This window comes from Cupriavidus sp. PB-02, from assembly GCF_058252315.1.
Genome location: NZ_CM177694.1, coordinates 2,335,777 through 2,359,341, shown reverse-complemented (window position 1 = coordinate 2,359,341; position 23,565 = coordinate 2,335,777). Strand labels below are relative to the sequence as shown.

24 protein-coding genes are annotated in these 23,565 nt (G+C 66.5%); 13 read left to right on the top strand and 11 right to left on the bottom strand.

The window, feature by feature from the left end; genetic code table 11:
• Window position 1 precedes the first annotated feature (1 nt).
• Window positions 2–982, bottom strand: a complete 981-nt coding sequence (locus tag AC10V3_RS11045; protein ID WP_022535293.1) for a Bug family tripartite tricarboxylate transporter substrate binding protein — start codon at window positions 980–982, stop codon at window positions 2–4.
• A gap of 125 nt (window positions 983–1,107) precedes the next feature.
• Here AC10V3_RS11045 and AC10V3_RS11040 point away from each other — a divergent pair, with 125 nt between their 5' ends.
• Window positions 1,108–2,103 carry a LysR substrate-binding domain-containing protein gene (locus AC10V3_RS11040; protein WP_490922216.1) on the top strand — a complete coding sequence of 332 codons (996 nt, stop codon included), beginning with the start codon at window positions 1,108–1,110 and terminating at the stop codon, window positions 2,101–2,103.
• A gap of 103 nt (window positions 2,104–2,206) precedes the next feature.
• Entirely contained in the window at window positions 2,207–2,713 is a 507-nt protein-coding gene (locus AC10V3_RS11035) for a DUF1993 domain-containing protein (RefSeq protein ID WP_022535291.1), read from the top strand.
• Window positions 2,714–2,774: 61 nt separating this feature from the next.
• On the opposite strand, the gene dkgB is transcribed toward AC10V3_RS11035, so the two are convergent.
• Both dkgB and AC10V3_RS11025 read right to left on the bottom strand, forming a co-directional pair.
• On the bottom strand, window positions 2,775–3,575 hold the full coding sequence (gene dkgB / locus AC10V3_RS11030) for a 2,5-didehydrogluconate reductase DkgB (protein WP_490922215.1): 801 nt from the start codon (window positions 3,573–3,575) through the stop codon (window positions 2,775–2,777).
• Between the two features lie 55 nt (window positions 3,576–3,630).
• Window positions 3,631–4,839, bottom strand: a complete 1,209-nt coding sequence (locus AC10V3_RS11025; protein WP_022535289.1) for an MFS transporter — start codon at window positions 4,837–4,839, stop codon at window positions 3,631–3,633.
• A 105-nt stretch (window positions 4,840–4,944) separates the two neighbouring features.
• On the opposite strand from AC10V3_RS11025, the gene AC10V3_RS11020 reads away from it, so the two are divergent.
• From AC10V3_RS11020 to AC10V3_RS10990, 7 genes are all read left to right on the top strand, one after another.
• Complete coding sequence (locus AC10V3_RS11020) at window positions 4,945–5,871, top strand: LysR family transcriptional regulator (protein WP_022535288.1); 927 nt, start codon at window positions 4,945–4,947, stop codon at window positions 5,869–5,871.
• A 286-nt stretch (window positions 5,872–6,157) separates the two neighbouring features.
• Entirely contained in the window at window positions 6,158–6,793 is a 636-nt protein-coding gene (gene queE / locus AC10V3_RS11015) for a 7-carboxy-7-deazaguanine synthase (RefSeq protein WP_022535287.1), read from the top strand.
• A 128-nt stretch (window positions 6,794–6,921) separates the two neighbouring features.
• A complete protein-coding gene (locus AC10V3_RS11010; protein ID WP_010809539.1) occupies window positions 6,922–7,398 on the top strand; it encodes a 6-pyruvoyl trahydropterin synthase family protein in 477 nt (158 codons plus the stop codon).
• Between the two features lie 9 nt (window positions 7,399–7,407).
• Window positions 7,408–8,010, top strand: a complete 603-nt coding sequence (gene tadA / locus AC10V3_RS11005) for a tRNA adenosine(34) deaminase TadA (protein WP_022535286.1) — start codon at window positions 7,408–7,410, stop codon at window positions 8,008–8,010.
• Window positions 8,007–8,966, top strand: coding sequence for a muramoyltetrapeptide carboxypeptidase (gene ldcA / locus AC10V3_RS11000; protein ID WP_022535285.1), 960 nt, complete (start codon window positions 8,007–8,009; stop codon window positions 8,964–8,966). Before tadA ends, ldcA begins: the two co-directional genes overlap by 4 nt.
• Before the next feature lie 283 nt (window positions 8,967–9,249).
• Complete coding sequence (locus AC10V3_RS10995; RefSeq protein WP_022535284.1) at window positions 9,250–10,872, top strand: ABC-F family ATPase; 1,623 nt, start codon at window positions 9,250–9,252, stop codon at window positions 10,870–10,872.
• A gap of 320 nt (window positions 10,873–11,192) precedes the next feature.
• A complete protein-coding gene (locus AC10V3_RS10990; RefSeq protein WP_349607358.1) occupies window positions 11,193–11,816 on the top strand; it encodes a PIN domain-containing protein in 624 nt (207 codons plus the stop codon).
• Window positions 11,817–12,167: 351 nt separating this feature from the next.
• Here AC10V3_RS10990 and AC10V3_RS10985 read toward each other — a convergent pair whose 3' ends face one another.
• The 3 genes from AC10V3_RS10985 to AC10V3_RS10975 form a co-directional block, all read right to left on the bottom strand.
• The gene (locus tag AC10V3_RS10985; protein ID WP_349607360.1) at window positions 12,168–12,803 is read right to left on the bottom strand and encodes a 3'-5' exonuclease; all 636 of its coding nucleotides are present in this window, start codon (window positions 12,801–12,803) and stop codon (window positions 12,168–12,170) included.
• Between the two features lie 18 nt (window positions 12,804–12,821).
• Complete coding sequence (locus AC10V3_RS10980; protein ID WP_490922213.1) at window positions 12,822–13,106, bottom strand: hypothetical protein; 285 nt, start codon at window positions 13,104–13,106, stop codon at window positions 12,822–12,824.
• Between the two features lie 64 nt (window positions 13,107–13,170).
• Complete coding sequence (locus tag AC10V3_RS10975; protein WP_349607364.1) at window positions 13,171–13,779, bottom strand: hypothetical protein; 609 nt, start codon at window positions 13,777–13,779, stop codon at window positions 13,171–13,173.
• 204 nt (window positions 13,780–13,983) lie between these two features.
• Between AC10V3_RS10975 and AC10V3_RS10970 the strand changes: the two genes are divergently transcribed.
• From AC10V3_RS10970 to AC10V3_RS10955, 4 genes are all read left to right on the top strand, one after another.
• Window positions 13,984–15,417, top strand: a complete 1,434-nt coding sequence (locus tag AC10V3_RS10970; protein WP_349607366.1) for an aldehyde dehydrogenase family protein — start codon at window positions 13,984–13,986, stop codon at window positions 15,415–15,417.
• Between the two features lie 123 nt (window positions 15,418–15,540).
• Window positions 15,541–18,003 (top strand): penicillin acylase family protein, encoded by a 2,463-nt coding sequence (locus tag AC10V3_RS10965; RefSeq protein WP_022535281.1) that lies wholly within the window; start codon window positions 15,541–15,543, stop codon window positions 18,001–18,003.
• 121 nt (window positions 18,004–18,124) lie between these two features.
• Window positions 18,125–18,832, top strand: coding sequence for a glutamine amidotransferase (locus tag AC10V3_RS10960; RefSeq protein WP_022535280.1), 708 nt, complete (start codon window positions 18,125–18,127; stop codon window positions 18,830–18,832).
• A complete protein-coding gene (locus AC10V3_RS10955; protein WP_022535279.1) occupies window positions 18,829–19,548 on the top strand; it encodes an MOSC domain-containing protein in 720 nt (239 codons plus the stop codon). Before AC10V3_RS10960 ends, AC10V3_RS10955 begins: the two co-directional genes overlap by 4 nt.
• 15 nt (window positions 19,549–19,563) lie before the next feature.
• Here AC10V3_RS10955 and AC10V3_RS10950 read toward each other — a convergent pair whose 3' ends face one another.
• The 5 genes from AC10V3_RS10950 to AC10V3_RS10930 form a co-directional block, all read right to left on the bottom strand.
• Entirely contained in the window at window positions 19,564–19,815 is a 252-nt protein-coding gene (locus AC10V3_RS10950; protein ID WP_022535278.1) for a DUF1289 domain-containing protein, read from the bottom strand.
• Window positions 19,816–19,903: 88 nt separating this feature from the next.
• Complete coding sequence (locus tag AC10V3_RS10945) at window positions 19,904–20,512, bottom strand: PPC domain-containing DNA-binding protein (RefSeq protein WP_022535277.1); 609 nt, start codon at window positions 20,510–20,512, stop codon at window positions 19,904–19,906.
• A gap of 64 nt (window positions 20,513–20,576) precedes the next feature.
• Entirely contained in the window at window positions 20,577–21,734 is a 1,158-nt protein-coding gene (locus tag AC10V3_RS10940; protein WP_022535276.1) for an alpha-hydroxy acid oxidase, read from the bottom strand.
• Between the two features lie 34 nt (window positions 21,735–21,768).
• Window positions 21,769–23,046, bottom strand: coding sequence for a TRAP transporter large permease (locus AC10V3_RS10935; protein ID WP_490922210.1), 1,278 nt, complete (start codon window positions 23,044–23,046; stop codon window positions 21,769–21,771).
• A 16-nt stretch (window positions 23,047–23,062) separates the two neighbouring features.
• Window positions 23,063–23,563, bottom strand: coding sequence for a TRAP transporter small permease (locus tag AC10V3_RS10930; RefSeq protein WP_022535274.1), 501 nt, complete (start codon window positions 23,561–23,563; stop codon window positions 23,063–23,065).
• Window positions 23,564–23,565: the final 2 nt, after the last annotated feature.

The following is a 23,565-nucleotide window of genomic DNA, read 5'->3' as shown; positions in this document are numbered from 1 at the left end:
CTCAGTCCAGCTTGTCGATATGGGCCGTGGCGATCAGCTCGCGCCATTTCGCGGTTTCGGCATCGATCAGGTGCCGGAACTGCGCGGGCGTGCCGCCGGCCGGCTCGGCGCCGAGCGCCGCCAGGCCCTTGCGCACGTCCGGCGCCTGCAGCGCGCCTTGCAGTGCTGCGTTGATCTTGTCGACCACCGCCGCCGGCGTGCCGCGTGGCGCCACCACGCCACCCCATGCCACCGTCTCATAGCCCTTGAGCCCGGATTCGTCTAAGGTCGGTACCTCTGGCAACAACGCCAGGCGCTTCAGGCTGCTGACCGCGAGCGCGCGCACCTTGCCGCCGCGGATCAGCGGCATCGCTTCGGAGGTATTGCTGAACATGAAGTCGAGCCGCCCGCCCATCAGGTCCTGCAACGCGGCGGGGCCGCCGTTGTAAGGAATGAAGGCGATATCGGCCTTGACCATCGACTTGAACAGCTCGCCGCCCATATGGCCGGTCGTGCCGACGCCCGAGGCGCCATACGACAGCCGCCCCGGCTGCGCATGCGCGCGGGCGACCAGATCCTGCACGCTGTGCAGCGGCGAGTTGACCGGCACGATCAGCACGTTGTACAGGCTGAACAGGTGGATCACCGGCACCAGGTCGCGGTCGACGTCGTAGGGCAACTTGCGGAACAGCGAGCGGTTGACCGCCAGCGTGTTGATATTGCCGAAGCCGATGGTGGTGCCGTCCGGCGCGCCGCGGCGGATCGCCGCGATGCCGAGGTTGCCGGCGGCCCCGGGCCGGTTGTCGATCACCATGGTGACGCCGCTCTCGCGCGAGGCCTGGTTGACCACCAGGCGCGACAACACGTCGGGCGAGCCGCCGGCCGCGGACGGCACGACGAAGGTCACCGGCTTGTCGGTCCAGGGCTGCGACGGTGCGGCTGCACAGGGCGTGGCGATGGCGATGACGGATGTGGCAAACCCGATGGCTAACGTGCGAAGCATGCTGACTCCTCAAGTGCGTGAGATGCGAGCCAGACTAGCATCGGGCCCTCGCAATCCCGTCATCGAATCCTGTGCTGAGGCCATAATCGAGCGTTATCGATGTGGAGATTCTTCGGAGGCTTGGCATGAGAGAGCAGGGGCGATCCGACGCACGCGCGCGCGAAGGCGAACCAGAGGCAGAAAGCGACGCTGCGCGCTGCGGCAGGCCGCTGAACCTGCGCCAGATCGAGGTGTTCCAGGCCATCATGCAGGCCGGCTCGGTCAGTGGTGCGGGGAGGATGCTGCATGTGTCGCAGCCCGCGGTCAGCCGCGTGCTGGCGCTGACCGAAAGCCGGCTCGGCTATCCGTTGTTCGAGCGGGCGCGCGGCAAGTTGCTGCCGACGCCTGAGGCGCGTCGCCTTCACGCTGAAGTCGAACAGGTCTATGGCGGCGTGCGCCGGGTCAATGCCCTTGCCACCGCGCTGCGCCGCGAGGGCGCCGGCACCTTGCGCGTGGTGGCCAGCGCGGCGTTCGCGCAACAGCTTGTCCCGCGCGCGCTGGCGCATCTGCGCGCCGGTGGCGTGCCCACGCGCATCGACTACCGCAGTGTCACCTTCGATGAACTGGTCGGCTGTTTCCTGAGCGGCAGGGCCGATGTCGGCGTGTCGATGGTGCCGGCCGGACATGCCTCGGTGGCGTCGACGCGGCTGGGCCGCCAGCCTCTCGTGTGCATCCTGCCGCAGGACCATCCGCTTGCCGGGCGCGCGGTGCTGACGCCGGAAGATTTCGCCGGCACGGCATGGATCGGGTATCCGCAAGGCACGCCGCTGGGACGGGCCGTGGCCAGATTTTTCGGAGAGCGGGCCGTGCATTGCGCGCCCGCCATTGAAGTACATTCCTCGGTCACCGCCTGCGCGTTCGTGCAGCAAGGGTTGGGTCCGGCGCTGGTGGATGCGTGGAGCGTGACGCCCGCGATGCGCCCGGCCCTGGCAGTACGCACGGTGTCGCCGGAAGTGGGGCTGGAGATCTGGGCGACCCATTCCAGCCTGGTCCCGTTGCCGCTGGCAGGGCGTCGTTTCCTCACATCGGTCGGGGAGGTGCTGCGAGATGCAGCGCCACATGACGCATGCGCCCAGGGGTAATCCGGCAGCAATTTCCGATCCGGTCTATGCTCGCGGCAGCGGTACGGCCCGACGGCCGCGACAACAACGAAAAACCCAGCCAAGACCTGCACAGGAGACCCCCATGGCACTCTCGATGTACGACGTTTCGATCCCCGTGTTTATCCGCGCGCTCGGCAACCTCGCCGCGATCCTGGACAAGGGCGCCGCCCACGCCCAGGCGCAGGGCATGGACCCGGCCGACCTGATCCAGACCCGGCTGATCGCCGACATGGATGCGCTGCCGGCACAGGTGCAGCGCGCCAGCGACGCCGCCAAGGGCTGCGCCGCGCGCCTGGCGGGCATCGAGGTGCCGTCGTTCGCCGATACGGAAACCACCTTTACCGAACTGCAGGACCGCATTGCCCGCACCATCGTATTCCTGGAGCAGATCACGCCTGAGCAGTTGGAAGGCAGCGAGCAGCGCGCGATCGAGCTGAAGCTGCGCCAGGGGCCGATAACGTTCGACGGCAAGTCCTACCTGCTGGGCTTTGCGTTGCCCAACTTCTATTTCCACGTGACCACCGCCTACGACATCCTGCGCCACAAGGGTGTGCAGATCGGCAAGCGCGACTTCCTGGGGCTCAAGTAAGAAAAAGCCGGGCGCAAGGCCCGGCTCGTTGCATCGTGGGACGGCGTTCAGTCCCCTGCGTTCAGTCCCACTCCGGCGCAAAGTCCGGGTTGGCCAACCGCTCGCCGCGGTCCAGCCCGGCAATGGCTGCCATCTCTTCTTCAGACAGGCGCAGCGACGCCGCCGCCAGGTTGCCTTCCAGGTTGGCGCGCTTCGTCGACGACGGGATCACCGCATAGCCCTGCTGCAGCAGCCAGGCCAGCGCCACCTGCGCGGGCGACGCATCGTGGGCCTGCGCAATTCGCTGCAGCACCGGGTCCTGCATCACCTTGCCATAGGCCAGCGGCATGTAGGCGGTGATGTGGATGCCCTGCGAACGCGTGAAGTCGGCCAGCTTGCGGTTCTGCAGGAACGGGTGCATCTCGACCTGCTGCGTGGCGATCTGGTCGGCGCCGACCGCGTCGATGGCCTGTTGCAGATGCGCGATGGTGAAGTTCGACACGCCGATCGCGCGCGTCAGGCCCGCGGCACGCGCTTCGACCAGCGCCTCCATGTATTCCTGCACCGGGATCGCATCGCCGGGCGAGGGCCAGTGGATCAGCGTCAGGTCGACCTGGTCCAGGCGCAGCTTTTCCAGGCTGGTCTCCAGGCTGGCGCGCAGCTTGTCGCGGGCGAGCGCTTCGGTCCAGATCTTGGTGGTGACAAAGAGCTCCTTGCGCGGCACGCCGCTGGCGGCGATGGCCTGGCCGACGTCGGCCTCGTTGTCATAGATCTGGGCGGTGTCGATATGGTGGTAGCCCAGTTCCAGGCCGGTGCGCACGGAATCGATGACCTGCTGGCCCTTGAGTCGGAAAGTGCCGAGGCCGATGGCGGGAATCTGCATGGTGTTCTCCTTAGCTTGCAGGGTGTGTTCGGGAAGTTTCAGTACAGGGTGAGGCTCAGTGCGTCATGGCGCCGGCCGGCATGCCGCCACTGCGGGCATCGAAGCCCGCGGCGCGGTCCAGGCGGCCGCTCAGTTCGGTGAGGGCCAGCGCCACCAGGACCACCAGCGCGCCGATCCACGGCGTCTGCATCAGGCCCAGGTGGGTCACGATCAACCCGCCGGCCCAGGCAGCGCCGGCAATGCCCAGGTTGAAGGCCGCGATATTCAGCCCCGAGGCCACGTCCACGGCGTCAGGCGTAAAGCGCTCGGCCTGCTTGACCACGTAGACCTGCAGGCCCGGCACGTTGCCGAATGCCACGGCGCCCCAGGCCAGCACGGTTGCCACTACCAGCCAGCGGTGCGGCGCGGTGAAGGTCAGTACGAACAGCACCACGGCCAGCAGCAGGAATACCAGCTTCAGCGCCGGGATCGGGCCGTGGCGGTCGGCCAGGCGGCCACCCCAGATATTGCCCGCGGCGACCGAAACACCATATACCAGCATCACCAGGCCGACCGCGCCGGCGTCAAAGCCGGACACGTCCTGCAGGATCGGGGCGAGGAAAGTGAACGGGATAAACGAGCCGCCGTAGCCGATCGCGGTCTTAGCGTAGACCAGCAGCAGGCGCGGCTCGGCCAGCACGCGGGCCTGCTGCAGCAGCGAGGCCGGCGGCGTATGGGCAATCGAGCGCGGCACGAACAGCAGGCTGCCGACAAAGGCGACCATGCCCAGCGCCGACACGGCCAGGAAGGTCTCGCGCCAGCCGAAGTGCTGGCCGATAAACGTGCCCAACGGCACGCCGGTCACCAGCGCCACGGTCAGGCCGGTGAACATGATGGCGATGGCGCTCGCCGCCTTCTCGCGCGGCACCAGGCCGGTGGCGATGGTCGAGCCGATCGAGAAGAACACGCCATGCGCCAGGCCGGTCAGCACGCGCGCCAGCACCAGCGATTCATAGCCGGGCGCCTTCCACGCCAGCAGGTTGCCGAGCGTGAACAGCGCCATCAGCGACAGCAACAGCAGCTTGCGCGGCAGGCGGCCGGTCAGGGCAGTCAGCACGGGTGCGCCGATGGCCACGCCGAGCGCGTACAGGCTGACCAGCAGCCCCGCCGAGGGCAGCGAGACATTCAGGTCGGCGGCAATGGTGGGAATCAGGCCAACGATCACGAACTCGGTCGTGCCGATGGCAAAGGCGCTGATGGTCAGCGCGAACAAGGCAATGGGCATGGGGCGCCTCCGCTTTGGGGAATGAGGGAATGAGCGGAGTGTGCCTCGGATGCTTTTGCAGAAAAACCGGGTGATCTGCAGAAGATATTTGACTAGAATTCAAGAATGAAGCTGACGCTCGAAGAACTCGCCGCCTTCGTTGCCGTGGTCGATACCGGTTCGATCACGGCCGCCGCCGAGCAGCTCGGCCAGACCGTGTCCGGCATCAGCCGGGCGCTGAGCCGGCTCGAAGACAAGCTGGAAACCACGCTGTTGCGCCGGACCACGCGCCGGCTGGAACTGACGGAAGAGGGCGCCGCGATGCTGGCGCACGCGCGCGGCATCCTGGCCGCCGCCGACCTGGCCGAGGAGCAGATGGCGCTGCGCCGCCAGCGCCCGGCGGGCAAGCTGCGCGTCAACGCGGCTTCGCCCTTTATGCTGCACGCGGTGGTGCCGCTGGTTGGCGAATTCCGGCGGCTTTATCCCGACATCGAGCTGGAACTGAACACCAACGACCAGATCATCGACCTGATCGAGCACCGCACCGACGTTGCCATCCGCATCGGCGCGCTGCGCGATTCCACGCTGCACGCGCGTGCACTCGGCACCTCGCGCCTGCGGGTGCTGGCCAGCCCGGCCTACCTGAAGGCGCGCGGCCGGCCGCGCAGCGTGGCCGACCTGGCGGGGCACTCGCTGCTGGGCTTCACACAGCCGGAAGGGCTCAACCGCTGGCCCTTGCGGACCGAAGAAGGCTCGGAATTGCCGATCCGGCCGCATCTGGCCGCCTCCAGCGGCGAGACCCTGCGCCACCTCGCGCTGGCCGGCCAGGGGCTGGTGTGCCTGGCGGATTTCATGACCGAGGCCGACCGGCGCGCCGGCGACCTGGTGCAGGTGCTGGTGGAGCAGACCGTGGAGGTGCGGCAATCGATCCACGCGGTGTATTACCTCAACACGCAGCTGTCGGCGCGGATCGGCTGCTTCCTGGATTTCCTGGCCGCCAACCTGGCTGGGGAGGCGGGCCGCGCGCCGGTGCCGGCTAAGCGAAAACCCTGACCCCTCTGGTATACTTACGTTACGTCCGGACCGGCCGGACGCAGCCTGCGACAGGCCACAGGCGGTTCCTCCGGCAGTGCCCGGAGCCTGCACGGGAAACCCGGTGCACACCGCCCCGCGCTGCCAGCGATGCGGCACCGCCCAGGCGGTCCGCTCCAGGAGCCCAAGCTCAGATTCTTGATTTCTGGCACCCGGCCTTGCCTAACACTTACTGACCCCCCGGCCAGCCCGAAGGCTGCCGATTGCTCGTTTACGGTCCAGAACGGTCCGAGAGAGACCCCCACGCATGACTTACGCCGTCAAGGAAATCTTCTATACGCTGCAGGGCGAAGGCGCCAACGCCGGCCGCGCCGCGGTGTTCTGCCGCTTTGCCGGCTGCAACCTGTGGAGCGGCCGCGAAGAAGATCGCGCCAGCGCGGTGTGCCAGTTCTGCGATACGGATTTCGTCGGCACCGATGGCACGCGCGGCGGCAAGTACCGCAGTGCGGAGGAACTGGCCGCGGTGGTCGCCTCGGAATGGCCGCAGGGCATGGGTGGCAAGCCGCTGGTGGTGTGCACGGGCGGCGAGCCGCTGCTGCAGCTCGATGCGCCGCTGATCGACGCGCTGCACGCGCAGGGCTTCGAGATCGCCATCGAGACCAACGGCACCATGGTCGTGCCGCCCGGCATCGACTGGGTCTGCGTGAGCCCGAAGATGGGCTCGGAGCTGGTGGTCAGGCGTGGCGACGAGCTCAAGGTCGTGATCCCGCAGGCCGGCCAGGACTTTGCCGCATACGAGCAGCTTGATTTCCGCCATTTCCTGGTACAGCCCATGGACGGCCCGCTGCAGAGGGAAAATACCGCCGCCGCGGTGGACTTCTGCCAGCGCCATCCGCGCTGGCGGCTGTCGCTGCAGACGCACAAGCTGCTGGGCATCCGCTGAGCCCCGCATAGCGCGGGGCATATCCACTGGCAGGGTCGCCCCAGGGCGGCAAAACGTACACAATACAGGCTTCGGACGCACGCGCGGCGTCCGCACCAACGCAGGCGGCCAGTACGGCGCCGCTATCCATGAGCAAACAAGTTTCCATCACTCGCCGGCTGGAATTCGATTCCGGCCACCGCATCCCGAACCACTGCGGCCAGTGCCGCAACATCCACGGCCACCGCTATCGGCTGGACCTGACGCTGTCGGGCGAAGTCCTGCATCGCGAGGGCGCGTCGGATGACGGCATGATCCTGGACTTCGGCGACATCAAGGCGCTCGCCAACGAGCACCTGGTCAACAAGTGGGACCACGCCTTCCTGATCTATCGCGGCGACACCGCGCTGCTGAACTTCCTGCAATCGATGGAAGGGCACAAGACCGTGGTGCTGGACGCGATCCCGACGGTCGAGAACCTGGCCCAGGTCGCCTTCGACATCCTGGCGCCGGTGTTCAAGGACTGCTTCGGCCACCACCTGCAGCTCACCAGGCTGGTGCTGTTCGAGACCCCCAACTGCTGGGCCGAGGTGAGCGCGCCGGCGGTGCTGCCGGCACAGGACTGAGCGGGGACGATGCCAGAGACGCCGCCGCTGCCCATGCGCGCGCTGCCCGCGTTGCCCGACGATCCCGCCGAGGCGGCCGCGCGCGACGCGCACTACATGCGCGCCGCCCTGGAAGAAGCCCGCCTGGCCGAAGCCGCCGGTGAAGTACCGGTGGGCGCGGTGGTGGTCTGGAACGACACCATCATCGCGCGCGGCCACAACCTGCCGATCCGCTCGGTCGACCCGTCCGCGCATGCCGAGATGCAGGCGCTGCGCGCCGCCGCGCAGGTGATCGGCAACTACCGCATGCCCGAATGCGAGCTGTACGTGACGCTGGAACCGTGCGCGATGTGCAGCGGCGCGATCCTGCACGCGCGGCTGCGCCACGTAGTCTTTGGTGCCACCGATCCCAAGACCGGCGCCGCCGGCAGCGTGGTCAACCTGTTCGAGCAGGCGCAGCTCAACCACCAGACCACCATCACCGGCGGCGTGCTGGCCGAACCCTGCGGGCAGATGCTGAAGGATTTCTTCGGCGCCCGGCGCCGCGCCCAGAAGGCGGCACGCAATGCCGGAACTGAAGCGGGCTGCGCCTGCCCAACCCATCCCGACCAGAACAACGCCACCGACGCATGAGTACGCCGAACAACAGGCCGCCGCATACCGAAGTCCGACTGATCGCCTCGTCCGGGTATCCGCACGACGTTGCCATCGCCGCGCGCGGCGTTGCCTGGCTCAAGCAGCATGGCTACCACACCACCAACCCGGATGTGCTGGCCCGGCGCTACCTGCGCTTCGGCGGCACCGACGCGGAGCGGCTGGCCGACCTGCACGCCATCGGCACCGGCGTGCCGCATGAGCTGACGCTGGCGGTGCGCGGCGGCTACGGCATCGCGCGGCTGCTGGCGCAAGTGGACTTTGCACGCATCGCCGAACAGGCGCGCGCCAGCGCCACGCCCATCGTCGGCCACAGCGACTTCACTGCATTCCAGTTGGCTTACCTGGCAGCGACCGGCGGCGTCACCTTTTCCGGCCCCATGCTGCTGGCGGACTTTGGCGCGGACAGTGTCGATCCGTATATGTGGGAGCATTTCGAGGGCATCCTGCGCGATCCGGCCTACCAGGTCGACGTAGCGGCGCCCCAGTCCGGCGGCCAGGCCTTCAGCGGCGAGGTGGCCGGCACGCTGTGGGGCGGCAACCTGGCCATGCTGTGCAGTCTGCTGGGCACGCCGTTCATGCCGCGGGTCGAGGGTGGGGTGCTGTTCCTGGAAGACATCAACGAGCCGCCTTACCGGGTTGAACGCATGCTGGTCCAGCTGCAGCAGGCTGGCGTGCTGGGCACGCAGCGCGCCATCGTGCTGGGCGATTTTTCCAACTACCGCGTTACTGACTACGACAACGGCTATGACATGGACGCCGTGGTGGCGTACCTGCGCGAGCAGCTGCCGGTGCCGGTGCTAACCGGGCTGCCTTTCGGGCACTGCGCGCGCAAGCTGACGCTGCCGGTTGGTGCCCAGGTGCGGGTGGCCGCACGTGCAGACGGGTTCTCGATGGCGTTTTCCGGCTATCCGGTGCTGCCGTCGCTGGCCTGAGCGCCGGCGCGCGCAGGCCAGCCCTCCAGGCTGCCATCGGGGTGCAAGGATTGCATCAGGATGGTAGAATGCCCGGTTATTTCCTGACTTCCTGCCGGGTTCTCTCAAGAACCGGGCGCGGCCGGTGCCGCATCGCCAGCCATGGCCGCGGAATGCTCCGGCCGGCGCGATGCCTCCGTGGCAAGGCCGGCCCCTGAACGGCATGGGGTGCACCCCCGGTGCAAAAAACCTGCGCGACGTGGCCAGTGCCGCGGCGCCACATTCTCCAGACAAGGTTCCAGACGTGCTTTCTACCGCAAACATCACCATGCAGTTCGGCCCCAAGCCGTTGTTCGAGAATATCTCGGTCAAGTTCGGCGAGGGCAACCGCTACGGCCTGATCGGCGCGAACGGCTGCGGCAAGTCCACCTTCATGAAGATCCTCGGCAGCGACCTCGAGCCGTCGTCGGGCAACGTCATGCTGGAGCCGGGAATCCGCCTGGGCAAGCTGCGCCAGGACCAGTTTGCCTATGAAGACATGCGCGTGCTGGACGTGGTGATGATGGGCCACACCGAGATGTGGGCCGCGGCGCAGGAGCGCGACGCCATCTACGCCAACCCGGAAGCGACCGACGAAGACTACATGAAGGCCGCCGACCTGGAGGCCAAGTACGCCGAGTACGACGGCTACACCGCCGAGTCGCGCGCCGGCGAGCTGCTGCTGGGCGTGGGCATCCCCACCAGCCAGCACCAGGGCACGATGAGCGACGTCGCCCCGGGCTGGAAGCTGCGCGTGCTGCTGGCGCAGGCACTGTTCTCGAACCCGGACGTGCTGCTGCTGGACGAACCGACCAACAACCTGGACATCAACACGATCCGCTGGCTGGAAACGGTGCTCAACGAGCGCAATTCCACCATGATCATCATTTCCCACGATCGCCACTTCCTGAACTCGGTCTGCACCCACATGGCCGACATGGATTACGGCACGCTCAAGGTCTACCCGGGCAACTACGACGACTACATGGAAGCGTCGATGCAGGCCCGCGAGCGCCAGGTGGCCGCCAACGCGCGCGCCAAGGAGCGCATCAGCGAGCTGCAGGACTTCGTGCGCCGCTTCTCGGCCAACAAGTCCAAGGCGCGCCAGGCCACCTCGCGCGCGAAGCAGATCGAGAAGATCAAGGTCGAGGACATCAAGCCGTCGTCGCGCCAGAACCCGTTTATCCGCTTCGAGTTCGAGAAGAAGCTGCACAACCTCGCGGTCGAGGTGGAAAACATCACCAAGACCTACGACCGCAAGATCATCAACGGCCTGTCGCTGGCGATCCAGGCCGGCGAGCGCGTGGCGATCATTGGCGAGAACGGCGCGGGCAAGACCACGCTGCTGCGCAGCCTGCTCAACGGCGCGGTGCAGACCGGGGTGCAGCGCGGCGTGGAAGTCGACCGCGGCACGGTCAAGTGGGCCGAGAACGCCAACGTCGGTTACATGCCGCAGGACACCTATGAGGAATTCACCGACAACAGCGTCCTGATGGACTGGATGAGCCAGTGGACGCAGGCCGGCGACGACGAGACCTCGCTGCGCGGCACGCTGGGCCGGCTGCTGTTCTCGGCCGACGACATCAAGAAGTCGGTCAAGGTGCTGTCCGGTGGCGAGAAGGGCCGCATGATCTGGGGCAAGCTGATGCTGGGCCGCCACAACGTGCTGGCCATGGACGAGCCGACCAACCACATGGACATGGAGTCGATCGAATCGCTGCAGATCGCGCTGGACAAGTTCCCGGGCACGCTGATCTTCGTCTCGCACGACCGTGAGTTCGTCACCGGGCTGGCTACGCGCGTGATCGAAATCCGTACCGACGGTACGTTGACCGACTACCTGGGTACGTATGACGAGTACCTGCAGTCGCAGGGTATCGACGGCTGAACGCCCGATTCCGCCGATTGCTCAGAAAACAATTAGGGCTGCCTTCGGGTGGCCTTTTTTGTTCCTTGGTGCATTTCGCAGCGAAGGGCGAACGGGAGTTGTCCCATTCCTGATGTGCCCTGATTGTACCCAAGTGGAGGACGCTTGGGACAGTCGCCAGCACAGGTCTGTCGGGAACTTTGGGCCAGAACACCTGCCTCGCACCATTGACCATGCCCCGGTCCACCGCCTTCCACTGGGGCGCTCTGGTAATCCTCGGCACCTTCATAGCGGCATCGGCTAGAATCGTCCGAACAAGGAAAAGAACAAGCAGGGGTCACATGACGCAGCCGCTGTTGCTGGTGGATTTCGAGAATGTCCAGACAATCGACGTTCAACTCATCCCGCCGGACTACCGGATCGCCATCTTCTGCGGCGCAAATCAGAAGAGCGCTTCGCTTGATCTGACGACCCGGTTGCAGGATCTGGGGTCACGGGTCCAGTGGCATCGGGTCTCGGGCTCGGGTAAGAACGCTCTGGACTTCCACATTGCATTCCATATTGGCCGGGTCCTTGAGCGTCGGGAAGCCAGCGAGTTCGTAATCCTGGCCAAGGACACGGGCTATGACCCGCTGGTCAAGCACATCGGCTCACTCGGCGTGCCCTGCAAACGGGTTGCTGCTGTCGGGGAGATCCACGGGACTCCTGCCACTCCAACCGGGCAGTCCCAGCGACCAGTACCAAAAGCGTCGCCTCCCTCCAGCGCCGAGCTTGATCGTGTGAAGGCGAATCTCTCTAAGCTGCAGAAGAGCAAGCGGCCCCGAAAGAGGGACACGCTAACAAAGCATGTCAGTACCCTGTTCGGCAACAAGCTGCCGAAGGCCGAGTTGACGTTGCTGATTAACGATATGTTCCGCCGCAAGCTCGTCTCCGAGGCCGGTAATGCCATCACTTATTACTTCTAGGCAAGGACATTACTGCCTCATGACAGAGAGAAAATACAGCAGTCTCGGCTTCGAACTGCGTGCCGGGTCCGTGGATCCATCGCTTCCGCTGCTGTTTCAGATCGGAGTGGCAGACGGTGTCAACTCAGAGATGCAGATCATCTACGTTCGGGATGAGCCGGGACGGTGCCATTGGCCCATTTGGTAACTATGACGACAACCTGAGGCGGATGCGGGTCGGTCGTCCTGCTCGGAACGGAAAGGGGTTCCGTCAGATTCACAAGGACCTCGGCATCGCCCTTCGTGAAGGCAAGTCAATCGTGATCGAACTGGTTCGGAACGTAGATATGGGCGCCGAACCACTCGCTGCTGCTAAGAAGGCTTTGCAGCGGGCACACGGGTTAAAGCTAGCGAGCGCAGGAGCGCCGGAACTCTAGCGCTGCTTGTGGTCTGTACTCGGGCGATGAGGTTGTAATCGACCCGACTCAGACCGTAAGTCTGAGCGATATCATATTGCAGCCGGTGCCACAGGTGACTGGTCATCTCAGCGTCGGCCATGGCCCGGTGTGCTCGCCCGGACTTGGGCAATCGCAGCATATCCACCAGTGTCGACAACCTGTGATTGTGGGCGTGCGGGTAGATACGCCTTGAGGCGAGCATCGTACATGCAAAAGACTGATTGGCTGTAATGCCCAGGATCGCAAGCTCAGCTTCCCAAAACCTTCGGTCGAAGCCGGCGTTGTGAGCCACCACTGGATGACCACCAACGAACTGGGCCGCCTCACGCATCACCCTAGATGCGGCGGGTGCCGATGCAATCATCTCGTTAGTGATCCCGGTCAAGTTCACGACGTGAGAGGGGATGCGTCTTCCAGCGTTCATCAAGCTTTGATAGCGGTCGACGATTTGCCCGTCACGCAAGAGAATGACAGCAATTTCCGTGGCTCGGTCACCTTGACTCGGCGACAGTCCGGTCGTCTCAAAATCCAGAACCGCAACGGTTTGCATGCTGCTTCCTCTTGTTTGTCACAGCCCAAGCTCTGCCGTCGGATGCAACTCAGGCACATATCCGGCTCGCAGCACCGCTACTGTCGAGCGTGGCGTGAGAACGGTCACTTGCAGTCCCTTCGGTCTGGCTTGCGCATCCTGGTACCTGTCAAAGGACCAGCGCAGCAGCTGATCACCCCACACCAGGAACCACTCATTGGCGAGCTCGATGCATGTGCCATTCGGCAAGTCATCAATGGATTCGGTGTAGGTCACCTTGCTCCCACTGGCTGAGATCCGCTCGGCATGGAGGGTCTTGTCCATAGCCACACATTCGACCCTTCGCCTCCGGGCGGCTTTTTGCTTTGGGTGCGCTTGCGAGGGCCGCTCAGCCGGCGGCAATGACTTCTGCGATCAGGTCGAGCTGGCCGGTGATCGCGTGCGCGGTGATCTCGCCCTTGGCCTTGAGCAGCGCAGCGTGCAGCGGCTCGCGCAGTGCCAGCAGCGCGGGCAGGTCCGTCGCCTTCTCGACCTTCACTTGCAGCATGTAGCCGCGCAGGCCGAGATGCTGGCCGATGACATCGGTATAGAAGTGATAGATACGCTGGAAGGCCTCGATTTCCGAGGCCGAGTGTGCTGGGGCGGATTGCTGCGCATCGGCACTTCCGGTAGCTTCGTCCGCCGGCGCGTGCCGCATGGCATACACGGAGAAGAGGTTGGTGTCGGCCGTGGACGCTGCAGTGCGGACCGGCGCATGCATCGCCGCCGGCGCAACGTGTGCCGGCTCCGGCACTGCCTCGACCAGGCCCTGTAGCAGCAGTTCGTCCATCGCATCGGGCCCGACGCCCATGCCCGCCACCTGCGCCAGCAACGCCTGCCCGCGCCGTTCCCCGTTGACCATCAGCAGCAGTGCGCGCAGCTTGTGGTCCAGCTTGCGCGCGCGCGTTTTGATCTCGTCCTGCCCCGCCTCCGTCTTGCGGTAGATCGGATCGACCATGTCTCGCTCCCCTGTTTTGCCGGCCGTCCGTGCGAGCATCCCGTCAGAGGGTGCGGCCGATTATCGCCACCTTATGCAGAGCGGGTTTGCGCCGGTTCCGGCGGGGGCAAAAAACATAGCCCCGATTCCGCTCTACAATGTGCGTGCACCATAAAAGTAACAAAAAATTGCAATCGCCAATTCAACAAACCGAGAACTGTGGCCATGCAACAACGAGACAAATTCTTTATTAACGGCAAGTGGGTCACGCCCCACGGCAACGGCAAGATCGACGTCATCCACTCCGCCACCGAGGCGGTGATGGGCACCATCCCGGAAGGCTCGCCGCGCGACGCCGAGGACGCCATCCAAGCCGCCCGTGCCGCCTTTGACAGCTGGTCGGCCACGCCGCCGGCGGTGCGCGCCGGCTATATCGCCAAGATCGCCGAAGGGCTGAAGGACCGCAGCGAAGAGCTTGCCCAAATCATTGCCGGCGAAGTCGGCATGCCGATCAAGCTGGCGCGCGCGATCCAGGTGGGCGGCCCGGTCTATAACTGGGGCCAGGCCGCCAAGCTGCTGGACGGTTTCCGCTTCGAGGAGGAAGTCGGCAACTCGCTGGTGGTGCGCGAGCCGGTGGGTGTGGTGGCGGCCATTACGCCGTGGAATTTCCCGCTCAACCAGATCACGCTGAAAGTGGCCCCGGCGCTGGCCGCGGGCTGCACCGTGGTGCTCAAGCCCTCTGAAGTGGCGCCGCTCAATGCCTTCGTGCTGGCCGAGGTGATCGAAGCTGCCGGCCTGCCGCCGGGCGTGTTCAACCTGGTGGCCGGCTACGGGCCGGTGGTGGGAGAGGTGCTGGCCAGCCATCCGGAAGTCGATATGGTGTCGTTCACCGGTTCCACCCGCGCCGGCAAGCGCGTGTCCGAGCTGGCCGCGCAGACGGTCAAGCGCGTGGCGCTGGAACTGGGCGGCAAGTCGGCCTCGGTGATCCTGGACGATGCCGACCTGCCGTCGGCGGTCAAGGGCACCATCAATGCCTGCTTCCTGAACTCCGGCCAGACCTGCTCGGCACATACCCGCATGCTGGTGCCGCGCGCCCGCTATGAAGAAGTGAAGGCGATCGCGCAGAAGGTGGTCGCAGGCTTTACCGTGGGCGACCCGCTGCAGGAAACCAGCAAGCTGGGCCCGCTGATCTCCGCGGTGCAGAAGGACCGCGTGACCAGCTATATCCGCCGCGGCCTGGAAGAGGGTGCGGAACTGGTGGCAGGCGGCCCGGAGACCCCGGAGGGGCTGGACAAGGGTTTCTTCGTCAAGCCGACCGTGCTCGGCAACGTGGAGCCGCGTGCGACGGTGGCGCAGGAAGAGATCTTCGGGCCGGTGCTGTCGATCATCTGCTATGACAGCGAGGAAGATGCGGTGCGCATTGCCAATGACAGCATCTACGGGCTGGGCGGTGGCGTGTGGTCTGGCGACGAGGCGCGCGCCATCCGCGTGGCGCGCCGCATCCGCACCGGCCAGGTCGATATCAACGGCGGCCCGTTCAACATGCAGGCGCCGTTCGGCGGCTACAAGCAGTCGGGCAACGGGCGCGAGGCGGGCAAGTACGGGCTCGAAGAGTTCCTCGAGTACAAGTCGCTGCAGTTGAAGAAGCCGGCGGCCTGACGGCTTATGGGTTTCTGTGAAGCTTGGGAAATGCCCGGCTGGTCCGGGCATTTTTTCGCGCGGATAATCGCGCTGCTGCAGCAACGCTGACAACACAACAACAAGGATAAAAGGGGAGCAACGATGCGTTGGTTCGGTCGGCTGGCCAGGCTGTTGGCAGTGCTGCTGGTGGTGGCGGTGGCCGGTGCCGGGGGGGCGCTGGTCTGGTATCGCCATGCGGCGCAGCCGCCTGCGTCAGGAACCGAGGCCCTGCCGGGTTTGCGCGACAAGGTGACGATCGTGCGCGACAGCCACGGCGTGCCGCATATCCGCGCCGCCAGCAAGGCAGACGCCTGGTTTGCGCTGGGCTATGTGCACGCGCAGGACCGGCTGTGGCAGATGCAGATGAACAAGCGCGTGGTGGCCGGCCGGCTGGCCGAGATCCTGGGCCCGTCCGCGCTCGATAACGACAGGTTCCTGCGCACGCTGGGCGTGCGGCGCAACGCCGAGGCCATCCTCGCCCAGACCCCGCCCGAGACGCGCGCCGCGCTGCAGGCCTATGCCGACGGCGTGAACGCCTGGATCGATCACCGCAAGGGCCCGCTGCCGCCCGAGTTCCTGCTGCTGCGCGCGCAGCCCGAGCATTGGGAGCCGGTCGATACGCTGGGCTGGCAAACCATGATGGCCTGGGACCTGGGCGGCAACTGGGTCCAGGAGACGCTGCGCATGCGCCTGGCGCAGGTGCTGCCGGTGGCCCGCATCAGCGAACTGCTGGCGCCGTATCCGGGCGAGCAGCCGGTGCGCACCATGGACTACGGCCACCTGTACCAGCAACTGGCGCCGCTGGCGAATGCCATGGCCAGCGTCGGCGACAAGGCCCCGCCGGGTTATGTCGAAGGCATGGGCTCGAACAACTGGGTCGTGTCCGGCACCCATACGCAGTCGGGCAAGCCGATGCTGGCCAACGACCCGCACCTGGGTTTGCAGGCGCCGGCGCTGTGGTACTTCGCGCGCATGACGGCGCCGGGGCTGGACGTGGCCGGCGCCACGCTGCCCGGCATCCCGGTGGTGGTGCTCGGGCATAACGACCGCATCGCGTGGGGACTGACCAATACCGCGCCGGACGTGCAAGACCTGTTTATCGAGCGGCTGCGGCCCGGCAACGAATCCCAGTACCAGACCCCGGACGGCTGGGCCGCGTTCGAGACCCGTACCGAGACCATCCGCGTCAAGGGCGCCCCGGACGTGACGCTGAAGGTCCGCGGCACCCGCCACGGGCCGGTGGTCTCCGATGTGGCCGAGCCGCTGGCCGCGGCGGCCGGCCCGCTCGGCGCGCACTACGTGGTGGCGTTCCAGTGGACGGCGCTGCGCCCGGACGACCGCACCTTCCTGGCCGGCCTCAAGATGAACGAGGCGCGCGACTGGGCCAGCTTTACCGCCGCGTTGCGCGACTTCCACTCGCCACAGCAGAACATCGTCTATGCCGATGTCGACGGCAATATCGGCTTCTTTGCACCGGGCCGGGTGCCGCTGCGCCGCGCCGACAACGACCTCAAGGGCCTGGCTCCCGCGCCGGGCTGGGATGCGCGCTACGACTGGGCTGGCTTTATCCCGTTCGAATCGCTGCCGCAGCGCTACAACCCGCCGGAAGGCGTGATCGTGACGGCTAACCAGCGCATCGTGCCGCCGGACTATCCGTACTTCATCACCAGCGAATGGACGGTGCCGTACCGCTATGACCGGATCCACGCGCTGCTGTCGGCGACGCCCAAACACACGCTGGACAGTTTCGCTACGATCCAGAAAGACGTGGTCTCGCTGGCCGTGCGCGATGCCTTGCCGCTGCTGCTGGCCGCGCCGGTCAGCCACGACACCGCTCGGCCGGGGCGCGAGCGCGCGCTGCTGGACGCGCTGCGCAAGTGGGACGGCACCATGGACGCCGATCGCGCCGAGCCACTGGTGGTCACGGCGTGGCTGCGCGAGCTGTCGCGGCGGCTGTTCGAGGAAAAGGTAGGCGAGCCGATCTTTGTCCGCCTGTGGGACCAGCGCAACGTGCAGCAGCCGATGCTGAACATCCTGCGCGATCCGGGCAAGCTGGGCGCGTTCTGGTGCGACCGCCCGCATACGCGCCCGACGGAAAGCTGCCACGACGCCATTGCCGATGCCTGGGCCCAGGCCATGGCGGACCTGTCGCGCCGCTATGGCGACGATCCCAGTCGCTGGCACTGGGGCGAAGCGCATACGGCCCGCTCCGAGCACAAGGCGTTCGGCAAGGTCGCGTACCTGTCGCCGCTGTTCAACCTGCGCGTGCGGACCGGCGGTGACACGTATACGGTCAATGTCGGCCGCCACAACCTGCGCGACGACAAGGCGCCGTTCGAGAATACCCATGCCGCCAGCGTACGTGCGCTCTATGACCTGGCTGACTTGCAGGGATCGCGCTTCATGGATTCCACCGGGCAGTCGGGCAATGCGCTGCTGCCGCGTTACCGGGACTGGACCGGCAAGTGGGCGGCGGTGGAGTACGTGACCATCCCGCCCGTGGCGGCAACGCAAGGGGAGGGCAAGGCGGACACGCTGGTACTGGAGCCGGCCGCGGCGAAATGACGCACCGTGGGGCATGCGATGCCGGGATCCCTCGGAAATAGGCGATATCCTGCCATGGTCATCATGGGGCGTGGCTATTGACGCTACCATGAGGGCCCCTCTCGACTGGCAGGAGCCCCTGATGGCCACGCGTACCACCCATGTGATCCAGCACCTTGCTTTCGAGCATGCCGGCGTCATCGGCAAGGCGTTGCGCGCGCGCGGCCATACGCTGCGGGTGTTCCAGGCCGGCGTCGACGACCTGCAGCCGATCGCAGACGATCCGGCCGACCTGCTGCTGATCCTCGGCGGCCCGATTGGCGTCTACGAGACCGATGCCTATCCGTGGCTGGAGGCCGAGATCGACCTGATCCGCCAGCGCCTGGCTGCCGGCGGCAAGATGATCGGGGTTTGCCTGGGCGCGCAGCTGATCGCGCGTGCCGCCGGCTCGCGGGTCTACCCGGGCACGCGCGAGATCGGCTGGGCGCCGATAATGCCCACGCCAGCCGGCGAGGACTCGGCGCTGGCCGAACTGGCCGCCGCCAACTGGCAAGTGCTGCACTGGCATGGCGATACATTCGACCTGCCGCCCGGCGCGCAACTGCTGGCCTCCACGGCCGCGGTGCAGCACCAGGCCTATGCGATTGGCAACCAGGTGCTGGCGCTGCAATTCCATCCGGAGGTAATCCCGCGCGATATCGAGGCCTGGCTGATCGGCCATACTGTCGAGCTGGGCAAGGCCGGGATCGACCCCCGTATCATCCGCGCGCGCACTGCGCAAGTCGGCGCCACCGTGGCCGCGGCAGGCGAGCGCATGTTCGCGCGCTGGCTGCAGGACGCCGGGCTATGAGCCTGCCCGCCGCACCTGTGCAAGCCGTCATCGACGCGGTGCTGGTCGGGCAGGTACGCCCGTTAGGACCCAAGGCTGTGCCCAGCGGCATCGACAAGCACGCCACAGCCGCCCCCGTGCGCGTGGGCACGCTGGGGCTGGCCGGCGACGAGCAGGGCGATCCGCGCCATCACGGCGGGCCCGAGAAGGCGATCCACCACTATGCCTTCGACCATTACCCGGCGTGGCGCGAGCAACTGGGCGCACAGGGCGCAACGGGGATCGGCGTACTCGACGCGGCCGGCGCCTTCGGCGAGAATCTCAGCACGCAAGGGCTGACCGAGGCCGAGGTTTGCATCGGTGATCGCTTCCGCCTGGGCACCGCACTGGTCGAGGTCTCGCAGGCACGCCAGCCTTGCTTCAAGCTCAACCATCGCTTCGGCTCCCCGGGCATGTCGCGCGCGGTGCAGCAGAGCCTGCGCACGGGCTGGTACTACCGCGTGCTCGAAGAGGGTGAAGTCGCGGCGGGCGATACGCTTGCACTGGTGGCGCGCCCGCATCCGCAATGGCCACTGCTGCGGCTGCTGCAGGTGCTGTATGTCGACCGGCTGGACTACACAGCGCTTGCGCAGATGGCGGACCTCACCGTGCTGGCGGAAAGCTGGCGCAAGCTGGCCCGGCAGCGCCTGGAACGGCGCGAAGTCGAAGACATGGAAAAGCGGCTCGCGGGCGGCTGACCGCCGCCAGGCGTATCAGCCCTGCCGGAACCGCTTGGCAGTGCCTTCGCGGGTGATGCGCTCCCACACCACCTGCTTCTCTTCATCGCTGAAGAACACCCAGTTGCTGACCTCGGCCGCGGTGCGGCCGCAGCCCTGGCAGATTTCATCGAACAGCGTCGAGCAGATGCCGATGCAGGGGCTGTCCGGGCCCTCGGACAGCGTGGAATCCGTGGAGCCGGTGTCCGGTTCAGGGCGGAACGGGGCGGATTCGGGGAACTGCGGCATGGTGGCGGATGAGGTCGGGGTGAAACGGGGGCTCATTATACGGGGTGGGGCCGACCGCCATCGGCCCACCCCTCAATCCCGTCTCCTCTTAGTGGCTATCGCGCAATCCCAGCACGTTGGCGCCGATCTTCGGGTCGATGCCGCGTTCCAGTTGCTGCGGATATGTCGTCACCGTCACTTCCAGCGATCCCGTGCCGACTTCCATCGACAGGATATGGCCGCCGTAGGTATCGAAGCTGCTGTCTCCCGCAACGCCATGCGCATGGATCGAGGGTTTGCCTTCCTTCCATGCCAGGCTGCCGACGATGCTGGCCATCTCGACATTGCGGAAGGTGCGCGGGTTGAACTGCTTCTTCCCCGCATCCCAGAAGCCGAATGTGACATTGGCGAAGCCGATGGCGGACAGGCTGGCGCTTGGCACCTTCTCGCAGATGGCGAAGGCTTCGATCTGCTCGAAGACGTTGTCGCCCATGCGCAGCACCAGCAGGTAGCCGGTGGGCGTCTTGATGTAGCGCGGCACGCTGTCGCGCGGATAGTTGGTGTTCTGGGCGCGGGCGTCCAGTGCCGCCTTGCATTCGGCGGACGGGGCCTGCTGCGCCGCGGCGGGCGCGGGCATCAGGGCGGCGGCGCCGAAGGCGGTGCCGGCTGCGAGCATGGCGAGCGCCTGGCGGGCGCGCAGGGTTGTGCGAAAGATCATTGGTTGTCTCCTGACGGGTTTGTTTGTGGTTGGGTTTGTGGCTACGACAAGCGGACTACGAGGATTACGAAGCGGGCGGATGTGGCGACAGCAGGATGTCCTTGCCGACCGCGCGGATGTCGGTGTGGCCGCAGAAGGCCATGGTCAGATCCAGTTCCTTGCGGATGATCTCCAGCGCGCGCGTCACGCCAGCCTGGCCCATGGCGCCCAGGCCATACAGCATCGAGCGGCCGATATAGACGCCCCTGGCGCCGAGCGCGACCGCCTTGAGCACGTCCTGCCCGGAGCGGATGCCGCCGTCCATATGGACTTCGATGCGGTCGCCCACGGCCTCGGCGATGGCGGGCAGCGCGCGGATCGATGCCGGCGCGCCGTCGAGCTGGCGCCCGCCGTGGTTCGACACGATCAGCGCATCCGCTCCCGACTGGCACGCCAGGCGCGCATCCGCGACGTCCTGGATGCCCTTGAGCACCAGCTTGCCGGGCCAGCGGCGGCGGATCCATGCCACGTCGTCCCAGTTCAGCGTCGGGTCATACTGGCGGCTGGACCAGTCGGCCAGCGAGCTCATGTCGTCGACGCCCTGCACATGCCCGATGATGTTGCCGAAGGTGCGCCGGCGCGTGCCCAGCATGCCCAGGCACCAGCGCGGCTTGCCCATCATGTTGAGCAGGTTCCACGGCGTCAGCCGCGGCGGCGCCGACAGGCCGTTGCGCAGGTCCTTGTGGCGCTGCGCGCTGACCGGCAGGTCCAGCGTCAGCACCAGCGCCGGGCAGCCGGCGGCGCGGGCGCGGTCCATCAGCCGCTCGACGAAGGCGCGGTCGCGCATCACGTAGAGCTGGAACCAGAACGGATGCCCGCCGGTGGCCTCGGCCACGTCTTCGATCGAGCAGATGCTGACGGTCGACAGCGTGAACGGCACCCCGAAATCGCGCGCGGCGCGGGCGGCCAGGATCTCGCCGTCGGCATGCTGCATGCCGGCCAGCCCGGTGGGGGCGATCGCCACCGGCATGGCCACCTCCTGGCCCAGCATCTGCGTGGCAATGCGGCGCTCGCCGATATCCACGGCCACGCGCTGGCGCAGCAGGATGCGGCCGAACGCATGCTGGTTGGCGCGGTAGGTGGATTCGGTCCACGAACCGGAGTCGGCGTACTCATAGAACATGCGCGGCACGCGCTGCCGGGCGAGCCGGCGCAGGTCCTCGATCTCGTTGATGGACGACATGGTGTGTTGTGTGGATAAGGAACGGCGTGGCGGCTCAGTGCAGCCACGCGGCCGGCACGAGGATCAACTGCGGGAACAGCACGAACAGGAACATCAGCGCTGTCAGGCTCAGCAGGAAGGGCCAGACCCCGCCGATCACGCTGTCCAGGCTGCAGCGCGAAGTGCCGGCCACCACGTTGAGGACCGTGCCGACTGGCGGCGTCAGCAGGCCGATGGCGTTGTTGAGCACGAACATCACGCCGAAGTACACCGGATCGATGCCGGCCTTGGTGATCACGGGCATCAGGATCGGCGTCATGATCAGCACCGTCGGCATCAGGTCGAGCGCGGTGCCCACCACGATCACCAGGATCATGATGACGAACATCAGCAGGATCTTGTTGTCGATGAAGGGCTCGAGCAGGTCGGTCACCTGCGCCGGGATATTGGCGATGGTGATCAGCCATGCCGAGACCAGCGCGCACGCCACCAGGAACAGCACCGTGCTGGAGGTCTTGGCCGCGGTGACGATCAGCCCGGGCAGGGCACGCAGCTTCAGCTCGCCGTAGACGAAGCGGCCGACGACGATGGCGTAGACCACCGCCACCACGGCGGCCTCGGTCGGCGTGAAGGCGCCGATCTTCATGCCGCCGATGATCACCACCGGCAGCACCAGCGCCCACACGCCATCGAGCGCGGCCTTGGCGAGGCGGCGCGCACTGAACGGCTCCACCGACGCCAGCTTCTCCTTGCGCGCGCAGAAGTGCCAGGTCACGGCGAGCGTCAGCGCCATCATGGCGCCGGGCGCGATGCCGGCCAGGAACAGCTTGGTGATCGACACCTGCGCCACCACGCCGAACACGACGATGGCGATCGACGGCGGGATCACCGGCGCGATAATGCCGCCCGCGGCGATCAGCCCCGCGGCGCGCGGCACGTTGTAGCCTGCGTTGCGCATCATCGGGATCAGCAGCGCGGCGACGGCGGCGGTATCGGCAACGGCCGAGCCGGAGATGCTGGCCACCACCGTGGCCGCGATGATCGCCACGTAGCCCAGCCCGCCGCGCACATGCCCGACCGCCGCGTCGGCCACGCGCACGATGCGTTGCGACAGCCCGCCGGCGTTCATCAGCTCGCCGGCGAGCATGAAGAACGGCACCGCCATCAGCGGATAGTTGTTGACGCCCTCCAGCATGTTCTGCGCGAGGATCTGCGTATCGAAATTGCCCAGGTGCAGCATCAGCGCGACACCGGAAGCGAGCAGCGCAAAGGCGATGGGCATGCCGAGCGACATCGCGCCCAGCAGCGAGCCGACAAAGACAAAGATGGTCATGATGGATTCCTTGCGCTTATTCGCCGGTGGCGCCGGACTGCGGCACCAGTTCGTGCTGCGGCATGCGGCCGCTGACCAGCCGCCACAACCCGTGCAGCAGCATCGCCGCCATGCCGACGCTGCATACCAGCAGGCAGGCATAGACCACGCCCAGCGGCACGCCGGTGACGGGGGCACGGTCGTCCATGCCGATCGTTACCAGTTGCCAGGCGCCGTGCGCCAGCAGCAGGCAGCAGCCCAGCGCGCCGGCATCGGCTAGCAGGCGGCAGGCGCGCTGGCCGTTTTCGCCCAGGCGCGAGACCACGGTGGACATGCCGAGGTGGGCCTTGTCGTGCATCACCAGCAGCGCGCCGGTCAGCGTCAGCCACATGAAGACAAAGCGCGAGGCTTCTTCGGAGAAGGCAATGCCGGAATTGAAGACGTAGCGCAGGACCACGTTGCCGAAGACCAGCACGATCATGGTGGCCATCATGGCAACCATGGCGCCCTGGGCCAGGCGGAGCGTAATGCGGTTCATGA

Excerpts from the sequence above, each read along its gene's own strand:
- AC10V3_RS11025 (WP_022535289.1), bottom strand. The coding sequence starts at position 4,839 with ATGCCCATTGCCTTGTTCGCGCTGACCATCAGCGCCTTTGCCATCGGC.
- AC10V3_RS10980 (WP_490922213.1), bottom strand. The coding sequence starts at position 13,106 with ATGGACAAGACCCTCCATGCCGAGCGGATCTCAGCCAGTGGGAGCAAG.
- AC10V3_RS10950 (WP_022535278.1), bottom strand. The coding sequence starts at position 19,815 with ATGCCGCAGTTCCCCGAATCCGCCCCGTTCCGCCCTGAACCGGACACC.
- AC10V3_RS10975 (WP_349607364.1), bottom strand. The coding sequence starts at position 13,779 with ATGGTCGATCCGATCTACCGCAAGACGGAGGCGGGGCAGGACGAGATC.
- AC10V3_RS10970 (WP_349607366.1), top strand. The coding sequence starts at position 13,984 with ATGCAACAACGAGACAAATTCTTTATTAACGGCAAGTGGGTCACGCCC.
- AC10V3_RS10985 (WP_349607360.1), bottom strand. The coding sequence starts at position 12,803 with ATGCAAACCGTTGCGGTTCTGGATTTTGAGACGACCGGACTGTCGCCG.
- AC10V3_RS10940 (WP_022535276.1), bottom strand. The coding sequence starts at position 21,734 with ATGTCGTCCATCAACGAGATCGAGGACCTGCGCCGGCTCGCCCGGCAG.
- AC10V3_RS11020 (WP_022535288.1), top strand. The coding sequence starts at position 4,945 with ATGAAGCTGACGCTCGAAGAACTCGCCGCCTTCGTTGCCGTGGTCGAT.
- AC10V3_RS10960 (WP_022535280.1), top strand. The coding sequence starts at position 18,125 with ATGGCCACGCGTACCACCCATGTGATCCAGCACCTTGCTTTCGAGCAT.
- AC10V3_RS10930 (WP_022535274.1), bottom strand. The coding sequence starts at position 23,563 with ATGAACCGCATTACGCTCCGCCTGGCCCAGGGCGCCATGGTTGCCATG.
- AC10V3_RS11045 (WP_022535293.1), bottom strand. The coding sequence starts at position 982 with ATGCTTCGCACGTTAGCCATCGGGTTTGCCACATCCGTCATCGCCATC.
- AC10V3_RS10955 (WP_022535279.1), top strand. The coding sequence starts at position 18,829 with ATGAGCCTGCCCGCCGCACCTGTGCAAGCCGTCATCGACGCGGTGCTG.
- ldcA (WP_022535285.1), top strand. The coding sequence starts at position 8,007 with ATGAGTACGCCGAACAACAGGCCGCCGCATACCGAAGTCCGACTGATC.
- dkgB (WP_490922215.1), bottom strand. The coding sequence starts at position 3,575 with ATGCAGATTCCCGCCATCGGCCTCGGCACTTTCCGACTCAAGGGCCAG.
- AC10V3_RS11010 (WP_010809539.1), top strand. The coding sequence starts at position 6,922 with ATGAGCAAACAAGTTTCCATCACTCGCCGGCTGGAATTCGATTCCGGC.
- tadA (WP_022535286.1), top strand. The coding sequence starts at position 7,408 with ATGCCAGAGACGCCGCCGCTGCCCATGCGCGCGCTGCCCGCGTTGCCC.
- queE (WP_022535287.1), top strand. The coding sequence starts at position 6,158 with ATGACTTACGCCGTCAAGGAAATCTTCTATACGCTGCAGGGCGAAGGC.
- AC10V3_RS11035 (WP_022535291.1), top strand. The coding sequence starts at position 2,207 with ATGGCACTCTCGATGTACGACGTTTCGATCCCCGTGTTTATCCGCGCG.
- AC10V3_RS10935 (WP_490922210.1), bottom strand. The coding sequence starts at position 23,046 with ATGACCATCTTTGTCTTTGTCGGCTCGCTGCTGGGCGCGATGTCGCTC.
- AC10V3_RS10945 (WP_022535277.1), bottom strand. The coding sequence starts at position 20,512 with ATGATCTTTCGCACAACCCTGCGCGCCCGCCAGGCGCTCGCCATGCTC.
- AC10V3_RS11040 (WP_490922216.1), top strand. The coding sequence starts at position 1,108 with ATGAGAGAGCAGGGGCGATCCGACGCACGCGCGCGCGAAGGCGAACCA.
- AC10V3_RS10990 (WP_349607358.1), top strand. The coding sequence starts at position 11,193 with ATGACGCAGCCGCTGTTGCTGGTGGATTTCGAGAATGTCCAGACAATC.
- AC10V3_RS10965 (WP_022535281.1), top strand. The coding sequence starts at position 15,541 with ATGCGTTGGTTCGGTCGGCTGGCCAGGCTGTTGGCAGTGCTGCTGGTG.